The organism is Pelagibacterium lentulum (assembly GCF_003992625.1).
GTDB lineage: Bacteria > Pseudomonadota > Alphaproteobacteria > Rhizobiales > Devosiaceae > Pelagibacterium > Pelagibacterium lentulum.
This window is the reverse complement of sequence record NZ_RZMW01000043.1, coordinates 210,737-224,473: the sequence shown is the minus strand read 5'-3', so window position 1 is coordinate 224,473 and position 13,737 is coordinate 210,737. Positions and strand designations below refer to the sequence as shown.

17 protein-coding genes and 4 pseudogenes are annotated in these 13,737 nt (G+C 58.4%); 15 read left to right on the top strand and 6 right to left on the bottom strand.

Annotated elements, in window-relative coordinates:
* The 6 genes and pseudogenes from EO133_RS20615 to EO133_RS17980 form a co-directional block, all read left to right on the top strand.
* Nucleotides 1-477 (top strand): annotated as a pseudogene (locus EO133_RS20615) (hypothetical protein); the annotation flags it as partial.
* Nucleotides 477-803: a hypothetical protein gene (locus tag EO133_RS18000; protein ID WP_127071338.1), complete on the top strand. Its 327-nt coding sequence runs from the start codon at nt 477-479 to the stop codon at nt 801-803. The pseudogene EO133_RS20615 and the gene EO133_RS18000, both read left to right, overlap by 1 nt.
* Nucleotides 790-1,083: a hypothetical protein gene (locus tag EO133_RS17995; RefSeq protein ID WP_127074031.1), complete on the top strand. Its 294-nt coding sequence runs from the start codon at nt 790-792 to the stop codon at nt 1,081-1,083. The genes EO133_RS18000 and EO133_RS17995 overlap by 14 nt, the downstream gene beginning before the upstream one ends.
* Before the next feature lie 22 nt (nt 1,084-1,105).
* Nucleotides 1,106-1,855, top strand: coding sequence for a glycoside hydrolase family 108 protein (locus EO133_RS17990; RefSeq protein WP_164735088.1), 750 nt, complete (start codon nt 1,106-1,108; stop codon nt 1,853-1,855).
* 27 nt (nt 1,856-1,882) lie between these two features.
* A complete protein-coding gene (locus tag EO133_RS17985; protein ID WP_127074029.1) occupies nt 1,883-2,206 on the top strand; it encodes a hypothetical protein in 324 nt (107 codons plus the stop codon).
* 77 nt (nt 2,207-2,283) lie between these two features.
* Complete coding sequence (locus EO133_RS17980) at nt 2,284-2,613, top strand: DUF1515 family protein (RefSeq protein WP_127074028.1); 330 nt, start codon at nt 2,284-2,286, stop codon at nt 2,611-2,613.
* A 2-nt stretch (nt 2,614-2,615) separates the two neighbouring features.
* Here the strand turns inward: EO133_RS17980 and EO133_RS20610 are convergent.
* Together EO133_RS20610 and EO133_RS20600 are read right to left on the bottom strand one after the other, a co-directional pair.
* Nucleotides 2,616-3,467, bottom strand: a pseudogene (locus tag EO133_RS20610) (tyrosine-type recombinase/integrase); the annotation flags it as partial.
* Between the two features lie 33 nt (nt 3,468-3,500).
* Nucleotides 3,501-3,830 carry a hypothetical protein gene (locus EO133_RS20600; RefSeq protein WP_244640681.1) on the bottom strand — a complete coding sequence of 110 codons (330 nt, stop codon included), beginning with the start codon at nt 3,828-3,830 and terminating at the stop codon, nt 3,501-3,503.
* A gap of 232 nt (nt 3,831-4,062) precedes the next feature.
* Between EO133_RS20600 and EO133_RS20595 the strand changes: the two genes are divergently transcribed.
* Nucleotides 4,063-4,521: a DNA cytosine methyltransferase gene (locus EO133_RS20595; protein WP_345842688.1), complete on the top strand. Its 459-nt coding sequence runs from the start codon at nt 4,063-4,065 to the stop codon at nt 4,519-4,521.
* On the opposite strand, the gene EO133_RS17965 is transcribed toward EO133_RS20595, so the two are convergent.
* Both EO133_RS17965 and EO133_RS20875 read right to left on the bottom strand, forming a co-directional pair.
* On the bottom strand, nt 4,518-4,922 hold the full coding sequence (locus EO133_RS17965) for a type II toxin-antitoxin system HicB family antitoxin (protein WP_164735087.1): 405 nt from the start codon (nt 4,920-4,922) through the stop codon (nt 4,518-4,520). The two genes, EO133_RS20595 and EO133_RS17965, sit on opposite strands and share 4 nt — an antisense overlap.
* A gap of 27 nt (nt 4,923-4,949) precedes the next feature.
* A pseudogene (locus tag EO133_RS20875) lies at nt 4,950-5,157 on the bottom strand (type II toxin-antitoxin system HicA family toxin).
* A 103-nt stretch (nt 5,158-5,260) separates the two neighbouring features.
* Here EO133_RS20875 and EO133_RS20870 point away from each other — a divergent pair.
* Nucleotides 5,261-5,758: pseudogene (locus tag EO133_RS20870) on the top strand (bifunctional DNA primase/polymerase); the annotation flags it as partial.
* 132 nt (nt 5,759-5,890) lie between these two features.
* Here EO133_RS20870 and EO133_RS17950 read toward each other — a convergent pair.
* Nucleotides 5,891-6,376 carry a thiamine pyrophosphate-dependent enzyme gene (locus EO133_RS17950; protein WP_308788784.1) on the bottom strand — a complete coding sequence of 162 codons (486 nt, stop codon included), beginning with the start codon at nt 6,374-6,376 and terminating at the stop codon, nt 5,891-5,893.
* On the opposite strand from EO133_RS17950, the gene EO133_RS17945 reads away from it, so the two are divergent.
* A complete protein-coding gene (locus tag EO133_RS17945) occupies nt 6,375-7,118 on the top strand; it encodes an IclR family transcriptional regulator (protein ID WP_127074024.1) in 744 nt (247 codons plus the stop codon). The two genes, EO133_RS17950 and EO133_RS17945, sit on opposite strands and share 2 nt — an antisense overlap.
* Before the next feature lie 142 nt (nt 7,119-7,260).
* Here EO133_RS17945 and EO133_RS17940 read toward each other — a convergent pair whose 3' ends face one another.
* A complete protein-coding gene (locus EO133_RS17940; protein WP_127074023.1) occupies nt 7,261-8,319 on the bottom strand; it encodes a cytochrome c3 family protein in 1,059 nt (352 codons plus the stop codon).
* Nucleotides 8,320-8,438: 119 nt separating this feature from the next.
* Between EO133_RS17940 and EO133_RS17935 the strand changes: the two genes are divergently transcribed.
* Genes EO133_RS17935 through nqrF form a run of 6 tightly spaced genes read left to right on the top strand, consistent with a single transcriptional unit; the run spans nt 8,439 to nt 13,736 of the window.
* Nucleotides 8,439-9,686 carry a hypothetical protein gene (locus EO133_RS17935; protein WP_127074022.1) on the top strand — a complete coding sequence of 416 codons (1,248 nt, stop codon included), beginning with the start codon at nt 8,439-8,441 and terminating at the stop codon, nt 9,684-9,686.
* Entirely contained in the window at nt 9,686-10,468 is a 783-nt protein-coding gene (locus tag EO133_RS17930) for an RnfABCDGE type electron transport complex subunit D (RefSeq protein WP_127074021.1), read from the top strand. Before EO133_RS17935 ends, EO133_RS17930 begins: the two co-directional genes overlap by 1 nt.
* Nucleotides 10,461-11,267 carry an NADH:ubiquinone reductase (Na(+)-transporting) subunit C gene (nqrC, locus tag EO133_RS17925; protein ID WP_127074020.1) on the top strand — a complete coding sequence of 269 codons (807 nt, stop codon included), beginning with the start codon at nt 10,461-10,463 and terminating at the stop codon, nt 11,265-11,267. The genes EO133_RS17930 and nqrC overlap by 8 nt, the downstream gene beginning before the upstream one ends.
* 2 nt (nt 11,268-11,269) lie before the next feature.
* Complete coding sequence (locus EO133_RS17920) at nt 11,270-11,926, top strand: NADH:ubiquinone reductase (Na(+)-transporting) subunit D (protein WP_127074019.1); 657 nt, start codon at nt 11,270-11,272, stop codon at nt 11,924-11,926.
* Entirely contained in the window at nt 11,923-12,522 is a 600-nt protein-coding gene (gene nqrE, locus EO133_RS17915; RefSeq protein WP_127074018.1) for an NADH:ubiquinone reductase (Na(+)-transporting) subunit E, read from the top strand. The genes EO133_RS17920 and nqrE overlap by 4 nt, the downstream gene beginning before the upstream one ends.
* The gene (gene nqrF / locus EO133_RS17910) at nt 12,519-13,736 is read left to right on the top strand and encodes an NADH:ubiquinone reductase (Na(+)-transporting) subunit F (protein ID WP_127074017.1); all 1,218 of its coding nucleotides are present in this window, start codon (nt 12,519-12,521) and stop codon (nt 13,734-13,736) included. The genes nqrE and nqrF overlap by 4 nt, the downstream gene beginning before the upstream one ends.
* The last annotated feature ends 1 nt before the right edge of the window (nt 13,737 follow it).

Genomic DNA, 13,737 nt, shown 5'->3' with positions numbered 1-13,737 from the left:
CAAACCCGGATCACCAACGATGCCGATGCAGAAGCGGCCCGAACGGGTTTGGGTGCGCTCGGTCCTAATGAAACACCCGATAGAGCATTCAGGCGCGGAAACATTCTTGGTACTGTCACACAGTCCGGCGGCGTGCCGACCGGGGCAATCATTGAGCGTGGAAGCAATGCCAACGGACAGTATGTGCGCTACGCCGACGGGACGCAGATTTGCTGGAATGCGGATGTTGGTTCATTAGTAACGGATACAGCGGTAGGTAGTGTATTTAGAGCAGCAAGTACATTAACTTGGACTTTTCCTGCCGCCTTCGCTTCAGGTGTAGTTTCTGTGTCGGCTGCGCACACATCTTCGGCGTCCAATAGATGGACAGTTGTTAATGGTTTTGGCTCCACTTCAGCAGCTATTAATATGTTTAGCGCTACCACGAGCGTAGCAGGAATATCTGTGTCCGCTTTTGCAATCGGAAGGTGGTTCTAATGCATATTTCCTTTTCCCCGCAGCGCCGCGACGACACGCTTACCCTTGAGCGCACCGCACCGAACAGGCTTCGCATCAACGGAGAGTTGTTCAACTTCAGCCCGATGGAAGACGGCGACGTGATCGAGGCGGGTACAGTGCCTTGTGACTGGATCGTCGGACCGGTCGAGAAAATTGACGGCGAGGTACGGCTAACGGTGCGGCTTCCACACGGCCCGAGCCCTTCCCAGGCTGTGGCCTTTCCGGAACCGATAACCGTCACCGAAGATGGCCCGATTGCGGTGCCGTCCGACGAACAAGAGGAACCCGCCGATGTGGACGCCTGAACGCGGTAAGCAAATTATCACGCTAGAGATGCGCGAATATCAAATAGCCGCCAAACCCTACCGCCTTTACAAATCACACTTCATCGAGCGCATGACCCCGAAAGAAGCCGCGCAGTTCGAGCACGAACTCAACGCATCAGAACTCGCAAAGCTGCGCCTGATGTATCACGCGGTCGAGTATTTCGTCTCTGACGATCCGCTATTTGCCGTGCTGCATTGGGAGCTAACGCAGGCGTTTGATGATGAACGGGCGGACGCTCTCTTAGCCCGACCGGAATAATCTCAACATAAGGAGGCCCATGATGGCCAAAGGCAACCTACAGCGCTGCCTCGAACACCTATGGCCGTTTGAGGGCGGCTACGTGGATCATCCCCGCGATCCGGGAGGCGCAACCAATATGGGCATTACCTTCGCCGTGCTGCAAGCGTGGCGCAAGCAGCCAATCTCGAAGGCCGATGTCCGCAATCTCTCCAAGGCAGAGGCATCACAAATCTATGAGGCGCGCTACTGGCGACCGATTCGTGGTGATGATCTGCGCGTTGGCGATGATCTCGCAGTGTTTGACTTTGGCGTAAACTCAGGCGTCTCGCGTTCGGCCCGGTATAGCCAGGCCGTCGCCGGTGTATCGCAAGACGGCCAGATTGGCCCTGTCACTCTCGCAGCCATTGGCCGCATCCCATCCCGAGACTTTATCAAGCGCCTTTGCGCGCGCCGCCTGTCATTCGTTCAGTCTCTGGCAATTTGGAACACATTCGGCAAGGGCTGGTCGCGTCGCATTGCCAGCGTGGAGGCGACGGCTCTTTCTTGGGTCTCCACGAAAACCGAGCTGCAAAAAGACGCCAAGGACGCGCAGAACAAGGCAAATGGGCAGGGCGGTGCAGCGGTAGGCACTGGTGGCGCTGGCGTGGTCGATCAGGCCAATGAGGTCTCTGGCCTGCCTATTGGCCTCGTACTAGGCCTTATCGCCGTTGTTGTGGTTTTGCTGGTCATTCGCGCGGTCATCAATCGCCAACGCGCCAAGGCGCTCAAGAAAGCGGCTGACGCCGCCTAAAAAAACACCACATCGAAAGGATACCCAATGCCCTACCGGCTTATCCCGCTGGCGGAGCAAGTGCTTCGCATTGCCGAAAAACACACTGATCGGCAAACAGCCGAGCGCATCGCGCAAGATGCAAACCCCGTTCTGGTCAACCAGACCAACCAGGAGCCCTGGTATCGCTCTCGCGTCATCCAAGGTTTGCTGATTACGGCAATTGGTTCTGCGGCTCGTATTCTGGATCTGCCCATTGGCGGCGATGAAACCGTTCTGATCGTCAACGGCTTTGCCGCTGCGATGGAGTTTGGCGGGATCATCTGGGCGCTCTATGGCCGACTGAGCACAAAGCCAGCATTGGGCGAGTAGTCACAATCACGCGCCTCGGTGCATCCGGGGCGCAATCATGGGCATTTTAGACTATAGGGGCCAACGTGGTGGACGATATGAACCGTGATCTGGGTCGCGTCGAGGGCAAACTTGATGCCCTTATAGAAACCGTAAAACAGCAAGGCGAAAAATCAGACGCCAGCCGTGCTCGGCAATATGAACGCATCGAGGCCGTGGAGCGGAATACCCACGACCTTGATGGGCGCATGAAGACCGTCGAAGGTACGGTCCAGAAAATGAGCCCGCTTGTTGAGGAATTCGGCCGCATCAAGCAGCGCGGCGTCGGAATGCTGATGCTGCTCGGGCTGGTCTGGCTTATAATCGGCGGGCTTGTCGTTCAGGCCCTGCAATGGGTGATCGGAAAGCTGGCTCAAATAGGCGGGTAGCCTCAATCATCATCCTTGCTCTGGAATATACTCGGCATTGGCGATGGCCGATAATCCGGCTCAAGCGAGGCTAGGAACTCTCTCGCTCGCCATACCCTGATGTCTTGCTGTTGAAGGTCTTTTGGCATAGCCACGTCAATTATGGTCAGCAGGTCCCGTATCATGTCCGCCTGCGCCCGTAAGCGGGTGCCGGGGGTATCTGTGGCCTGTTGCGCTCTTTCGGCTGCCCTGAGTTCTGTGAGCGCCTTTTCGCAAAGCCTGCGCAGCTTGAGCATATCTGACCAACCAGTGGGGCTATCCTCGGGGTGGAACTTGACCTTATCGAATGCGGCCTGAAACTCTTTTAGGAATGCGCTGTCTTCGTGATCTGACCAAGATTTGAGTGGCATTCTTCCGGTCCTATGATGATCGAGGCGTCCGCTCACTTTAGCATCAACAAATCCATACTGATCTATCATAGGTTCGCCAAGCCAACCCGGAACAAAATGGGAAGCTGTCGCAAGGTGCGCCAAGTTAACCAACTGACTTTGCTTTCCTGTGCGTCTCCCTCCGGGCCCACCAAGAAAACCGGGCGTTTCCAGCTGAATCGCGGGGGATTCAGAGGGTTTCCCCACACTTTCCCCCACAACAATACGGCCTTGACGATGCTTGCTAAATGCGCTTGTCGCGGCTTTCAGGTGGTCTGGGTGATGGTGGCCGTATGTCTTTTCCACAAGTTCTGGCGACATTCCGAGATAGCCCGAAGCCTCCCATATCGGCGTACCGGCTTGCATGAGCCATGTTGCGCAGGTGTGTCGTAGGGTGTGGGGCGTTACATCGGGACCAAGACCGGCGAGTTTGCACGCCCTTGCGAAGCCAACCTTTACGGACTTGACAGGCTTGCCGTTTCACATGACGAAGTGCTCGGGGATATTCCCGTCCTCGTCGGACTGAGCCCACCGGCGAAGGTGCGTAAGTAAGCCTGGCGGCAGTGGCACTGGTGGTTGCCGCTTGCTCGACGCCCTACGACCGCCCGCAAGCCGGTAATAGATGCCGCGCTCAAGGTCGATGTAGGACTTACCCTCACCGCGTTGTGGCGATGCTGACGCCAAAGCTGCGGCTCGCGTCCCAGTGTACAGACCGATCAGGACGAAACGCGCGATGTGGCGCAGGGGGTATTTCTTGGTGGGTTCTTGAGGAGTGCCGGATACTCCGCCGTCATATTTCCTTCGCTGCATCTCGCGAGTGCGCCAGCAGAGCCGAGAAGCGGGGAAAGGTTTTGCCGCCGATATTACACCGAGCCTTGTCGCAAGTGGCCGAGGGGTTGAGCGAACCGGAGACACGCGAGGGCAAGACCCGGTAGTTGCAATATGTTTTTCGGCCAAGGACTACGGCGCGGACGCGCAGGAAGAGCTTAGTCCGACACTGCGTGCCGGTGGACACACAAACAGCCACGCCAATGCGGGTGTTATGCCTGCAGTCACAGTCACCATTCGCGGCCGTGAGGGCGGCGCTACAGCCGAACTAGGCGGTGAGGTGGCTACCGCCCTGCGCGCAAGCCAAGGCGGCGGTGACAAGCCGCATGTTCTGGCCTTCAACCACAAGATGGGAGCCAAGGCTGGCGGGATAGGCTTAGCCAAGGAATGCGCCCCGACACTCGGGACAAATTCGGATGGGCATTCCGCCCTTATACACTCCGCCGTCCGTCGCCTAACCCCCGTTGAGTGCGAACGACTTCAAGGGTTCCCCGACAACTACACCCAAATCCCGTGGCGCGGCAAACCAGCCGACCAGTGCCCAGACGGACCCCGCTATAAAGCCCTTGGCAACTCTTGGGCCGTGCCGAAATTCACATGGCTGAGGTGTCGCATCGCGCGGTTTATGCCTGCCGTGGTGGCTACAGAACAGAAAGACGCCGCATCACACTAAGCACGCAACCGCTCACGCGCGGCCCTAGCCAGGAATGCCGACCGGCTCTCTCCGGTCATACGTGCAGCGTTATCGATTTGTCCGAGCAGTCCCTCTTCAATGGAAACATTGACGCGCACGGACTTACCGGGGAAGTCTATTTCGATAAGTGCAGGCATTGCATTCGCAAACTCCTCTTCGGTCATTTCTGCGATTGCGTCCTCTGGTGCATCGCGAGGCAATTGTATTTCCAAACCATCTTCCGCCAGAGACTGCAGGTGGAAAACCAGAGTGTTTGCGCCTCGGTTGACCGCGTCGTTGAACGTCGTGCCACCGGAAATCACGCCGGGATAGTCCGGAAAGCTAATCCCATAAGCGCCATCCTCCTTGTGAAGGAGTGCCAAAACATAATGCTTAGCCATTTCCATACCTTTTCGAGTTGGTCGGGATTACCAGTCCCACCCTGCTTGCCTGAATATCGAACGAAGCGTTCCAGTCGGAAACTGACGAACTCCCATATCCACAGTGACGCGACCCGGCTTCGTGGGATGTGCATACTGGACATGATCGCCCGGTTTTGCGCTTCACTTCCCAACCATCGGCACGAAGCATTTTTACGACTTCGCGGGGTGTCATCGGTGAGCGCTTCTGGTTCATTTCATCCTCATCAATTTATACACACTTATACACACAAAGATGCGTTGTGTAAAGGTGTGTATCACCCGTTTTGTGAGTTTTTTAATGCTCAAGCCCGTTTCCAGTGCATACACGACAGTTGGCCGCCTGGTGTCGCTCGGCTTTAGCGCTGTGCCAGTCATGCCGGGAAGTAAAATCCCCGGCGGACTATGCGTCAAAGCGCTGGCACGCCAGGCGCGGGTGGCAGGCCTATGGCGATCGCCTGCCAACCGACTTTGAAATCAGCGCGTGGGAGACGTGGCCAGAAGCTGGCGTGTGTCTCGTTCTCGATCGGCAACTCATGGTCGTCGACATCGACACAGACGACGCGGATTTGTGCGCTGCACTCGCCGCGATCCTGCCTGACAGTCCAGTCAAGAAGCTCGGCAGCAAGGGGTTTTCAGCGTTTTACCGCGGCTCGTCCGACGTCGCAGCGCGCAGCTTTACTCTTGCCGGTGAGCGGATCGTCGATCTTCTGTCCTACGGCAAGCAGACCGTAATTCCGCCAACAGTCCACCCTGACACTCTGCGTCCATACCAATGGCTCGATGACAGCCTCGACATGTACGAAGTCGATGACCTGCCAGAACTGCCCGACGACATCGCGGACAAGATTTCCGCCGCACTGGAGCCATTCGGTTTCGTGGCGCCCATCCTTAGCGATCCCGTTATGGGCGACGCAGACACGGCATGGCGCGAAGTGAACGACATTGCACTACAACGGCTTGACGCATGGGTTGTCCACGCGACGGGCAAAGGCCCGGCTGGCCTGGGCAATCTTGGTGAAATCGGGAATGGGCGAGAGGCCGGTCAGCGGCATCGCATTGGTTTTCGCCGCATAGCCGTCCGGATAGATGTCGGTGACCGAATGGCGTACCGCGGCCCATTCGGCATTGTTCATCACCAGAACGAGTAGCGGCAGGTCCAGGGCTTCGGCGATCTGGTGGCAGGCGACAGGATTGGCAAACATATACGAACCGTCTCCCATGGTGGCGACCACCAATCGATCCGGTTCGGCAAGCTGCATTCCCAGCGCAGCGGGGAACGACCAGCCCAGCCCGCCCGCATGAGGTTCCTGATACCAGGCGCGGTGATGCGTGAGGGTCATTGGCGGCATGGGGCAGCCGCGTTCTGACAAGAGCACTGCGTCGCGCCCCTCAAGAGCCTGTGAGACCCGCAGGGCAACATAAGTCGCGCTCATGGTGCCCTCTTCAAAGGCTTTTGCCATTCTGGCAATGCTCGGTGAGCAGCGAAAAACGATCGGGGCAGCCGATGTCGCTCGCGAACTCGGCATGAACGCGATCACCGCGCATCGTTTTCTGAGGACCCTCGCTGCAGAGGGCGCGCTGGTCGAGGAACGTCGCGGCCGGTATCGGCTGGGCTACATGCTGGTCGACCTGGGCGTAAGGGCACAGGCCCAGGACGATCTTGGGCGGCACCTGCAACCGCTGCTCGATGCACTGACGCGCCAGACCGAAGAGGCTTCGATGGCAACGATCTACCAGGAGGGCATGGCTGTTTGCATCGCCCGTGCCATGCCCAATCGGTCGCTTTCAGTCGATATCAGGGTCGGGGACAGGCTCGAAGCCTATTGCACCGCGCATGGAAAGTTATGGCTTGCCTATCTGCCGGAACGCGAGCGGACAGATTATCTCAAGCGCACCGAGTTGCGGGCCTGGACCCTGAACACAGTCGCCAGCCGGGCGGCTCTGGAAGCAGAAATCGCGACCATCGCCGATCAGGGTCATGCCTATAATCTGGGTGAACGCGAAGAGGGGATTACCGCGATTGCCGTCCCGGTGGTCACGCGAGATGGAAAAATGGTCGCGGGCATATCGATGTTCGGGCCGACGTCCCGCATAGATCGGAATCGGTTGGACGCTGCGCTCGAGTATCTCAAATCGGCCGCGTCGTCGGCCCAAGACCTGCTCTACGGAGCATGAGCACGACACCAGCAGGTTTCGAGCCGTTCAGGATTTGATTGAATCAACTCCGCGGCTCCAAGTCCTTGTCTTGTCGCGTGTCCGAACCGCAAAACCGTCCCCCCGCATTCGGGTCCAACGAGATGCTTTTGCCAGACACGCTTTAGTGCGGGCGTTCTCCGATTGGGTAATGGTGGCCCATCGCGCCGCCGAGGTCTGCTATGCTGTCATGCAAAAGCTGGATCGCATAATGGGGGTTGTGCGCATATGCACCCGGATCGCTGGTGACGAATTTGTAGTTGTAAGCGGCGCGCAGCAGCCGTGGGGTCCAGCTTGTATAGACCGTCCCCGCGTCTTCCGTGTTCTCGGCATGGACGAAGTAGGGGAAGCGATCAACATAGGCGATTTCGGTCTGGACAATGTTGACCGAATAGGTGCCGATGGCTTCACGCAGCGTTTTGCTCAAGCTGGAGATATCGGCATAAATGCCTGAATCGGTGTGCCCGTCTCCGTCATAATCACCCATTGAGGTGCGAATGGCGCGCAAGTCCTCGGTGCCGTGACAGCGCACGCAACTCTGCACTTCAATCTCAAGGCTGTGTGGATCGTGGCAGTCGATACACTGCGTTATCGACCGCACATGGGTGAACCGGGTCATGTAGCTCAAGCCAGGGTACTGATACCCGCCGCCGCCAGCGCTGCCCATTTGCATGGCCGCAGCGGGGGCGTAGTGCGGATTGATGAAGCGCAAGTCTGCATTAACCGCATCGGCTACCATTCCCGCGGTCGCGGCAGCAACTGCCGGGCCGGATTGACGGCCCTGATGGCAGGTCATGCAGGTGGCGACGGTTCCTTCTGCATTGATCGTGATGCCGGACGGGAAGGTTACGGGCTGTGGCGTTGCCATGACATCGTTATGACAGGTCTCGCAATCCACGACGCCGCCGGGCACAATCGGATGATCGATGACCCCCACGGTGCTGCCGTCGACCCCCCAAAAATCACGGAACCCTTCGCCTGAATGGCACATGGCGCAATTGGCGGGAATGGCGTCCTGCCCACTCCAATGGGTAAAGGATGGCGACTCTGGATTGGCGTGTCCCGATCCGAGCCATTTCTGCACGATGGAGACCTGCGGGCTGGACTGCTGCGCCATGGCCGGTCCTGCCAGACCGATCAGAATGGCTACCAAGAACCCGACTTTCCAGTTGCGCTTTGCCATCTCTTCCCTCGATTTGCCTTGGTTCAAAATAACACCTTCGCGTGGGCTTCACTTGATCGAGGTCAAATGCCTTCTGACTGGCTTCCGCTATGAAAAGGTAGTTGAGCGAGTGAGGTGTTATGCGAATTGTCGTGCGGCGCGGGCTGTCAATTCGGCTTGCGGGGGAACCGGAGCAATCAATTGATCACCATGCAAATGTTGCGAAAGTAGGATCGCGCGGGCAGGACCTTGGCCCCGTTCGTGCTGAAGTTCTGGTTGAAGCGGGTGCGCTTGTTGCAGCCGGCGCACCGCTTTTTCGCGACCGCACGCGGCCCGATATCGTGTTTGTGTCTCCGGTATCGGGCACCGTCGAGCGCATTGAGATCGGGCCCCGTCGGCGGCTTTCCGAAATTATAATCGCGACTGACGGCTCGGCCAATATCGCGAAGTTCGATAGCTCCAGCATCAGAACACGGGACGGTATGCGCGCACTCTTGCTCGCTGCCGGGCAATGGCCTGCTCTGCGATCACGCCCATTCGAGCGCATCGCCGATCCTGATGTTACCCCATCGGCCATATTCATAACGGCAATCGATACAGCCCCGCACGCTCCCGATCCCCTTCCCATCATTGAGGCGCGGCGGGACGACTTTCGGCGGGGCGTGGAGGCAATGACACAACTGGTTGGTGGCCCTGTCTATCTTTGCCAGCCCGATGTGGCGCCGCTCGTGCAAGAGACCGGGCGGCTGAAAACGGTTCGCTTCGCAGGGCTGCATCCGGCGGGACTGGTTGGCACGCATATCGCCAGGCTTCATCGGCCCAGCGAGAGCGAGCCGGTCTGGCATATCGGCTATCAGGATGTCATCGCCATCGGTCATCTGCTCGAAACGGGAACGATCGACCCTTTCCGCATCGTAGCCATTGCAGGCCCAGGTATGAGAAGGCCCCGCCTGGTTCGCGTCCCGCTTGGAGCGGACCTTCATGCTCTGACGCGGCCCGATCTTGCACCGGGACCGAAAGCCATCGTTTCGGGTTCGGTGCTTTCAGGAACAGAGGGGCGCTTCCTTGCCCGGTATCATCTTCAGGCGACGGTCATAGAGCGCAAGCCGCGTCCGTCTCGCCATTGGCTTATTGAAGCGCTCGACAAGGCGCAAATGCCAGCGCCATTCATCCCAACCCAGGCGCTTGAAAACGCGCTTGGAACTGACGCTCCGGTTGTGCCATTGCTGCGCGCGCTTTCGATTGGCGACGCGGAAGCCGCGCAACGTTTCGGTTGTTTCCATCTCGCCGAAGACGATCTGGCTTTGGCTCGATATGTGACTGGCGGTCAGACCGATTTCGGCAAGCATTTGCGGGCAGTGCTCGATAGTTTCGAGGAGCGGGCGTGATGGGCGGCGTCTGGCATCGCGAAACCATATCGTGGCTTATTGCTGCGGCGGCGTTTCCCGCTGCCTGCGCCGCTATTGGCACATTCGGGCCGGTCGCGCTCTGGCATATGCTTTTGGCGCTCGGCGTCGCAATCGTATGGCAATTGATATTCTTGTGGGCGCGAGCGCAGCCCGTTTCTCCCATCGCATTGGTTACGGCCATTTCGATCGGCGTGCTTGCGCCGGGCGACTTTTCGCCGTGGCAGATCATACTGGCCGTCAGTTTCGGCGCTGTGATCGGTGAGCAGATTTTCGGTGGCTGGGGCCGCAATATCATCAACGCCGCTGTCGCGTCTCTGGCCTTTCTCTATTTTGCCTTCCCCCAGACACTGGTGGCCGGCGGGGGGCATTTGCTGGCGCTTTCGGTCATACCCGGCGCGCTGCTCTTGGTCGCGACAGGCATCGTTTCCTGGCAGATTGTCGTTTCGGCTATCCTTGGCGTCGCGCTTGCTTCGTTTGCACTGGGGCAGGACCCGACGATAATCGCCGCGCAAGGCAGCATGGTGTTCGGGCTGGTTTTCCTGGTCTGCGATCCTGTCACGTCCTCGGCGACACGCCCCGGACGCTGGGTTTATGGCTTGCTCGCTGGGGGGCTGCTGGCCCTTTTCGGCTGGACCGATACCGGATTTGATGGCCCGCAGGCTGTCGTCTTTGCGACGCTCGTCGCTTCGCTTTTCGCGCCACTTGTCGATGCCGCTGCAATCTCGGTGGCGAGCCGTTTCAGGAGATCGCGCAATGGTTGATCTAAATCCTCTATCGCTATGGCGCGGACTGCTGGCGCTGCCCAATGAAAGTCGGACCAAGACGATTGCTGTCGCGTTCATCGTGTCGGCGGTTTGCGCGCTTGCGGTGTCCAGCGCCGCTGTCTATCTCGGTCCGATTCAACAAGCCAATCGCGTCGCCGAGATGGAAGCGCGCATGGAGGCCATGCTGGCTTCGATGCCCGAAATGGCCGCATTGATCGAAGCCTCGGGTGGTGACAGCCTGGAAACGATGGTCGTCGACCTGAGAACAGGGCTTGTCGCCCAGGACATCGATCCCGACAGCTTTGATGCCGATGCCGTACGCACCGATCCCGCCAACACCACGGTTCTGACCGCAGAGCAGGACATAGCAGGGATCGGGCGGCGGCCCGACCTCGTCTCAATTCATGTGTTGCGCGAGGATGGAGAGCTGAGGCTTGTTATCTTACCCATTTCAGGTTCTGGTTATCAGTCGACCATCCGCGCCAATCTGGCTCTGGAGGGCGATCTCAACACCGTCGCCGCGCTTTCGATAACCGCGCAAGGGGAGACACCGGGACTCGGTGCGCGGATCGAGGAGGCCGCATGGCAGGCGCTTTGGCCTGGACGGCAACTGGCAGATGCAGAGGGCAATATCCGGCTTGAAGTGGTGCGGGGCCGCGCAACCAACAGTTTCGAGGTCGATGGCATTACCGGCGCCACACGGACCGGCCGCGGGGTGTCCGATGCGGTGCGCTTCTGGCTTGGCCCGGACGGGTTTGCGCCGGTGCTTGGCAATCTGCGCGCAGGAAGGTTGTAGCCATGAAGGCGATGCGCACGCTCTATGGGCCAATCATCGACAACAATCCCGTGACGCTGCAAATTCTGGGCATCTGCTCGGCGCTGGCGGTAACTACCTCGCTTGCAACCGCAACTATAATGTCGGTTGCGCTCACTGCCGTTCTGCTTGCCGGAAGCGTGGTAATTTCCCTTATTCGGCGGCATATCCCCAACTCGATCCGCCTTATCGTTCAGATCACGATCATTGCCTCGCTCGTGATTGTCACCGATCAGATCATCCAGGCCTATGTCTTTGAAATGAGCCAGCGGCTTTCCATTTTCGTGGGGCTGATCGTCACCAATTGCCTCGTGCTCGGTCGTGCCGAGGCGTTCGCAATGCACAACCCGCCCGGTTCCTCGGCGCTCGATGCGCTGGGCAACGGGTTGGGGTATTCGCTGATCCTGCTTATTGTCGGGTTTTTGCGCGAGCTTTTCGGGGCCGGTACGCTTTATGGCCATACCGTGTTTGTCACCGTCCATGACGGTGGCTGGTTTGTCCCGCTTCATCTGATGCTTCTGGCTCCGAGCGCCTTTTTCATTCTCGGTCTGCTTATCTGGATTATCCGTGCCGTTCGTCCTGCACAAGTCGAGTTGGCAGAGTTCGAGATAGCAACCGAAAAGGAAGGGGCTGCGCGATGATCGATCTCTTCATCCGTTCGGTTTTCGCCGAGAATCTGGTTTTGAGTTTTTTCCTGGGCGTCTGCACGTTTCTTGCTGTTTCAAAACGGCTTGAAACAGCGGTCGGGCTCGGGATCGCGTTGATCGTTGTTCAAACGATCACCGTTCCGCTCAACTTCCTGATTTTTGCCTATTTGCTCAAACCCGATACCTGGGCTGCGCTTGGACTTGGCGCGATCGATCTGACCTTTCTCAATCTCATCGCCTTTATCGGTGTGATTGCGGCGATGGTGCAGATTCTTGAAATGGTACTCGATCGCTTCGTTCCCGCGCTCTATCGCGCGCTTGGCATCTATCTGCCGCTAATCACTGTCAACTGCGCCATTCTCGGTGGCTCGCTGTTCATGGTCGAGCGGGGATATGACTTCAACGAAAGCGTGGTGTTCGGGTTCGGCAGCGGGGTCGGCTGGGCACTTGCGATTATGGGGCTGGCCGCAATTCGTGAACGTCTCAATTATGCCGACATTCCCCAGGGATTGCGGGGTCTAGGTATGGCTTTCATCATTACCGGACTGCTTTCGATGGGCTTTACAGCCTTTGCCGGGGTGGGGGCATGACCCAGATTGCGCTGGCTACCGGTCTTATTGTCGTTCTCGTTCTGGCGCTCTCGCTGATCGTGATTACGGCCCGCGCCATCCTGTCGCCCGCTCGCCCTGTGCTGATCACGGTCAACGGCAATACGGAAGTGGCTGGCACGACGGGGGGCAAGCTATTGTCCTTGCTCAACGATAGCGGGATCGCGGTCCCTTCGGCATGTGCCGGCGCGGGCACCTGCGGCCAGTGCAAGTTGAAGGTTCGCGAAGGCGGCGGCGATCCGTTGCCCACAGAAACCGCGGTGCTAAGCCGCGCCGATATTCGGGAGGGGCATAGGCTCTCGTGTCAGCTTGTCGTGCGCGGCGCGCTTTCTGTCGAAGTGCCAGACGACATCCTGTCGGCGGAAAGCTGGACCTCGACTGTGCTGTCGAGCACGCAGGTCGCACCGCTTATTCGTGAAATCGTTCTGAGCGTGCCCGAAGGCATAGATTTTGTGTTCAAGGCCGGTTCTTACGTTCAGGTCGAGGTTCCGACCTTCGATCTCGATCTCAAAAGCCTCGAAGTCGAGGAGGCGGACTTTAAAACTGCATGGGCCGAAATGGGAATTGCCAACATGCGGTTGCGTAATCCCGAACCGACCCATAGAGCCTATTCGGTGGCCAGCCGCCCGCAAGACAAGGGAACGATTGTGCTCAATATTCGGCTGGCCCTTCCGCCGGTGGGAGCAAGCGACATTCCGCCCGGCATTGTTTCCTCTTATCTCTTCAGCCTCAAGGCCGGGGATGCAGTCGATGTCTCAGGGCCCTTCGGGGACTTTCATGTTCAGGAGACCGATCGCGAGATGGTCTTTATCGGCGGCGGGGTCGGTATGGCGCCGTTGCGGGCGATGATCCATGAACAGCTCGCCAGCGAAACAAAACGCAAGATCAGCTTCTGGTATGGCGCGCGCAGCGGGCAGGACATTTTCTACCGCGAGGAATTTGATGCTCTGGCCAGGGAGAATGAGAATTTTTCATGGACGCTGGCCCTGTCAGAGCCACAGCCAGATGACGATTGGGGCGGACCAACCGGGTTCATCCATGGGATCGTCGACGCATATCTGAAGGCCCACGAAGCGCCTTACGATTGCGAATTCTACCTTTGCGGCCCGCCGCTCATGATCTCTGCTGTTTATGCCATGCTCGACGATAATGGCGTCGAGCCATCATCCATCTTCAATGACGATTTCGGGATATAGC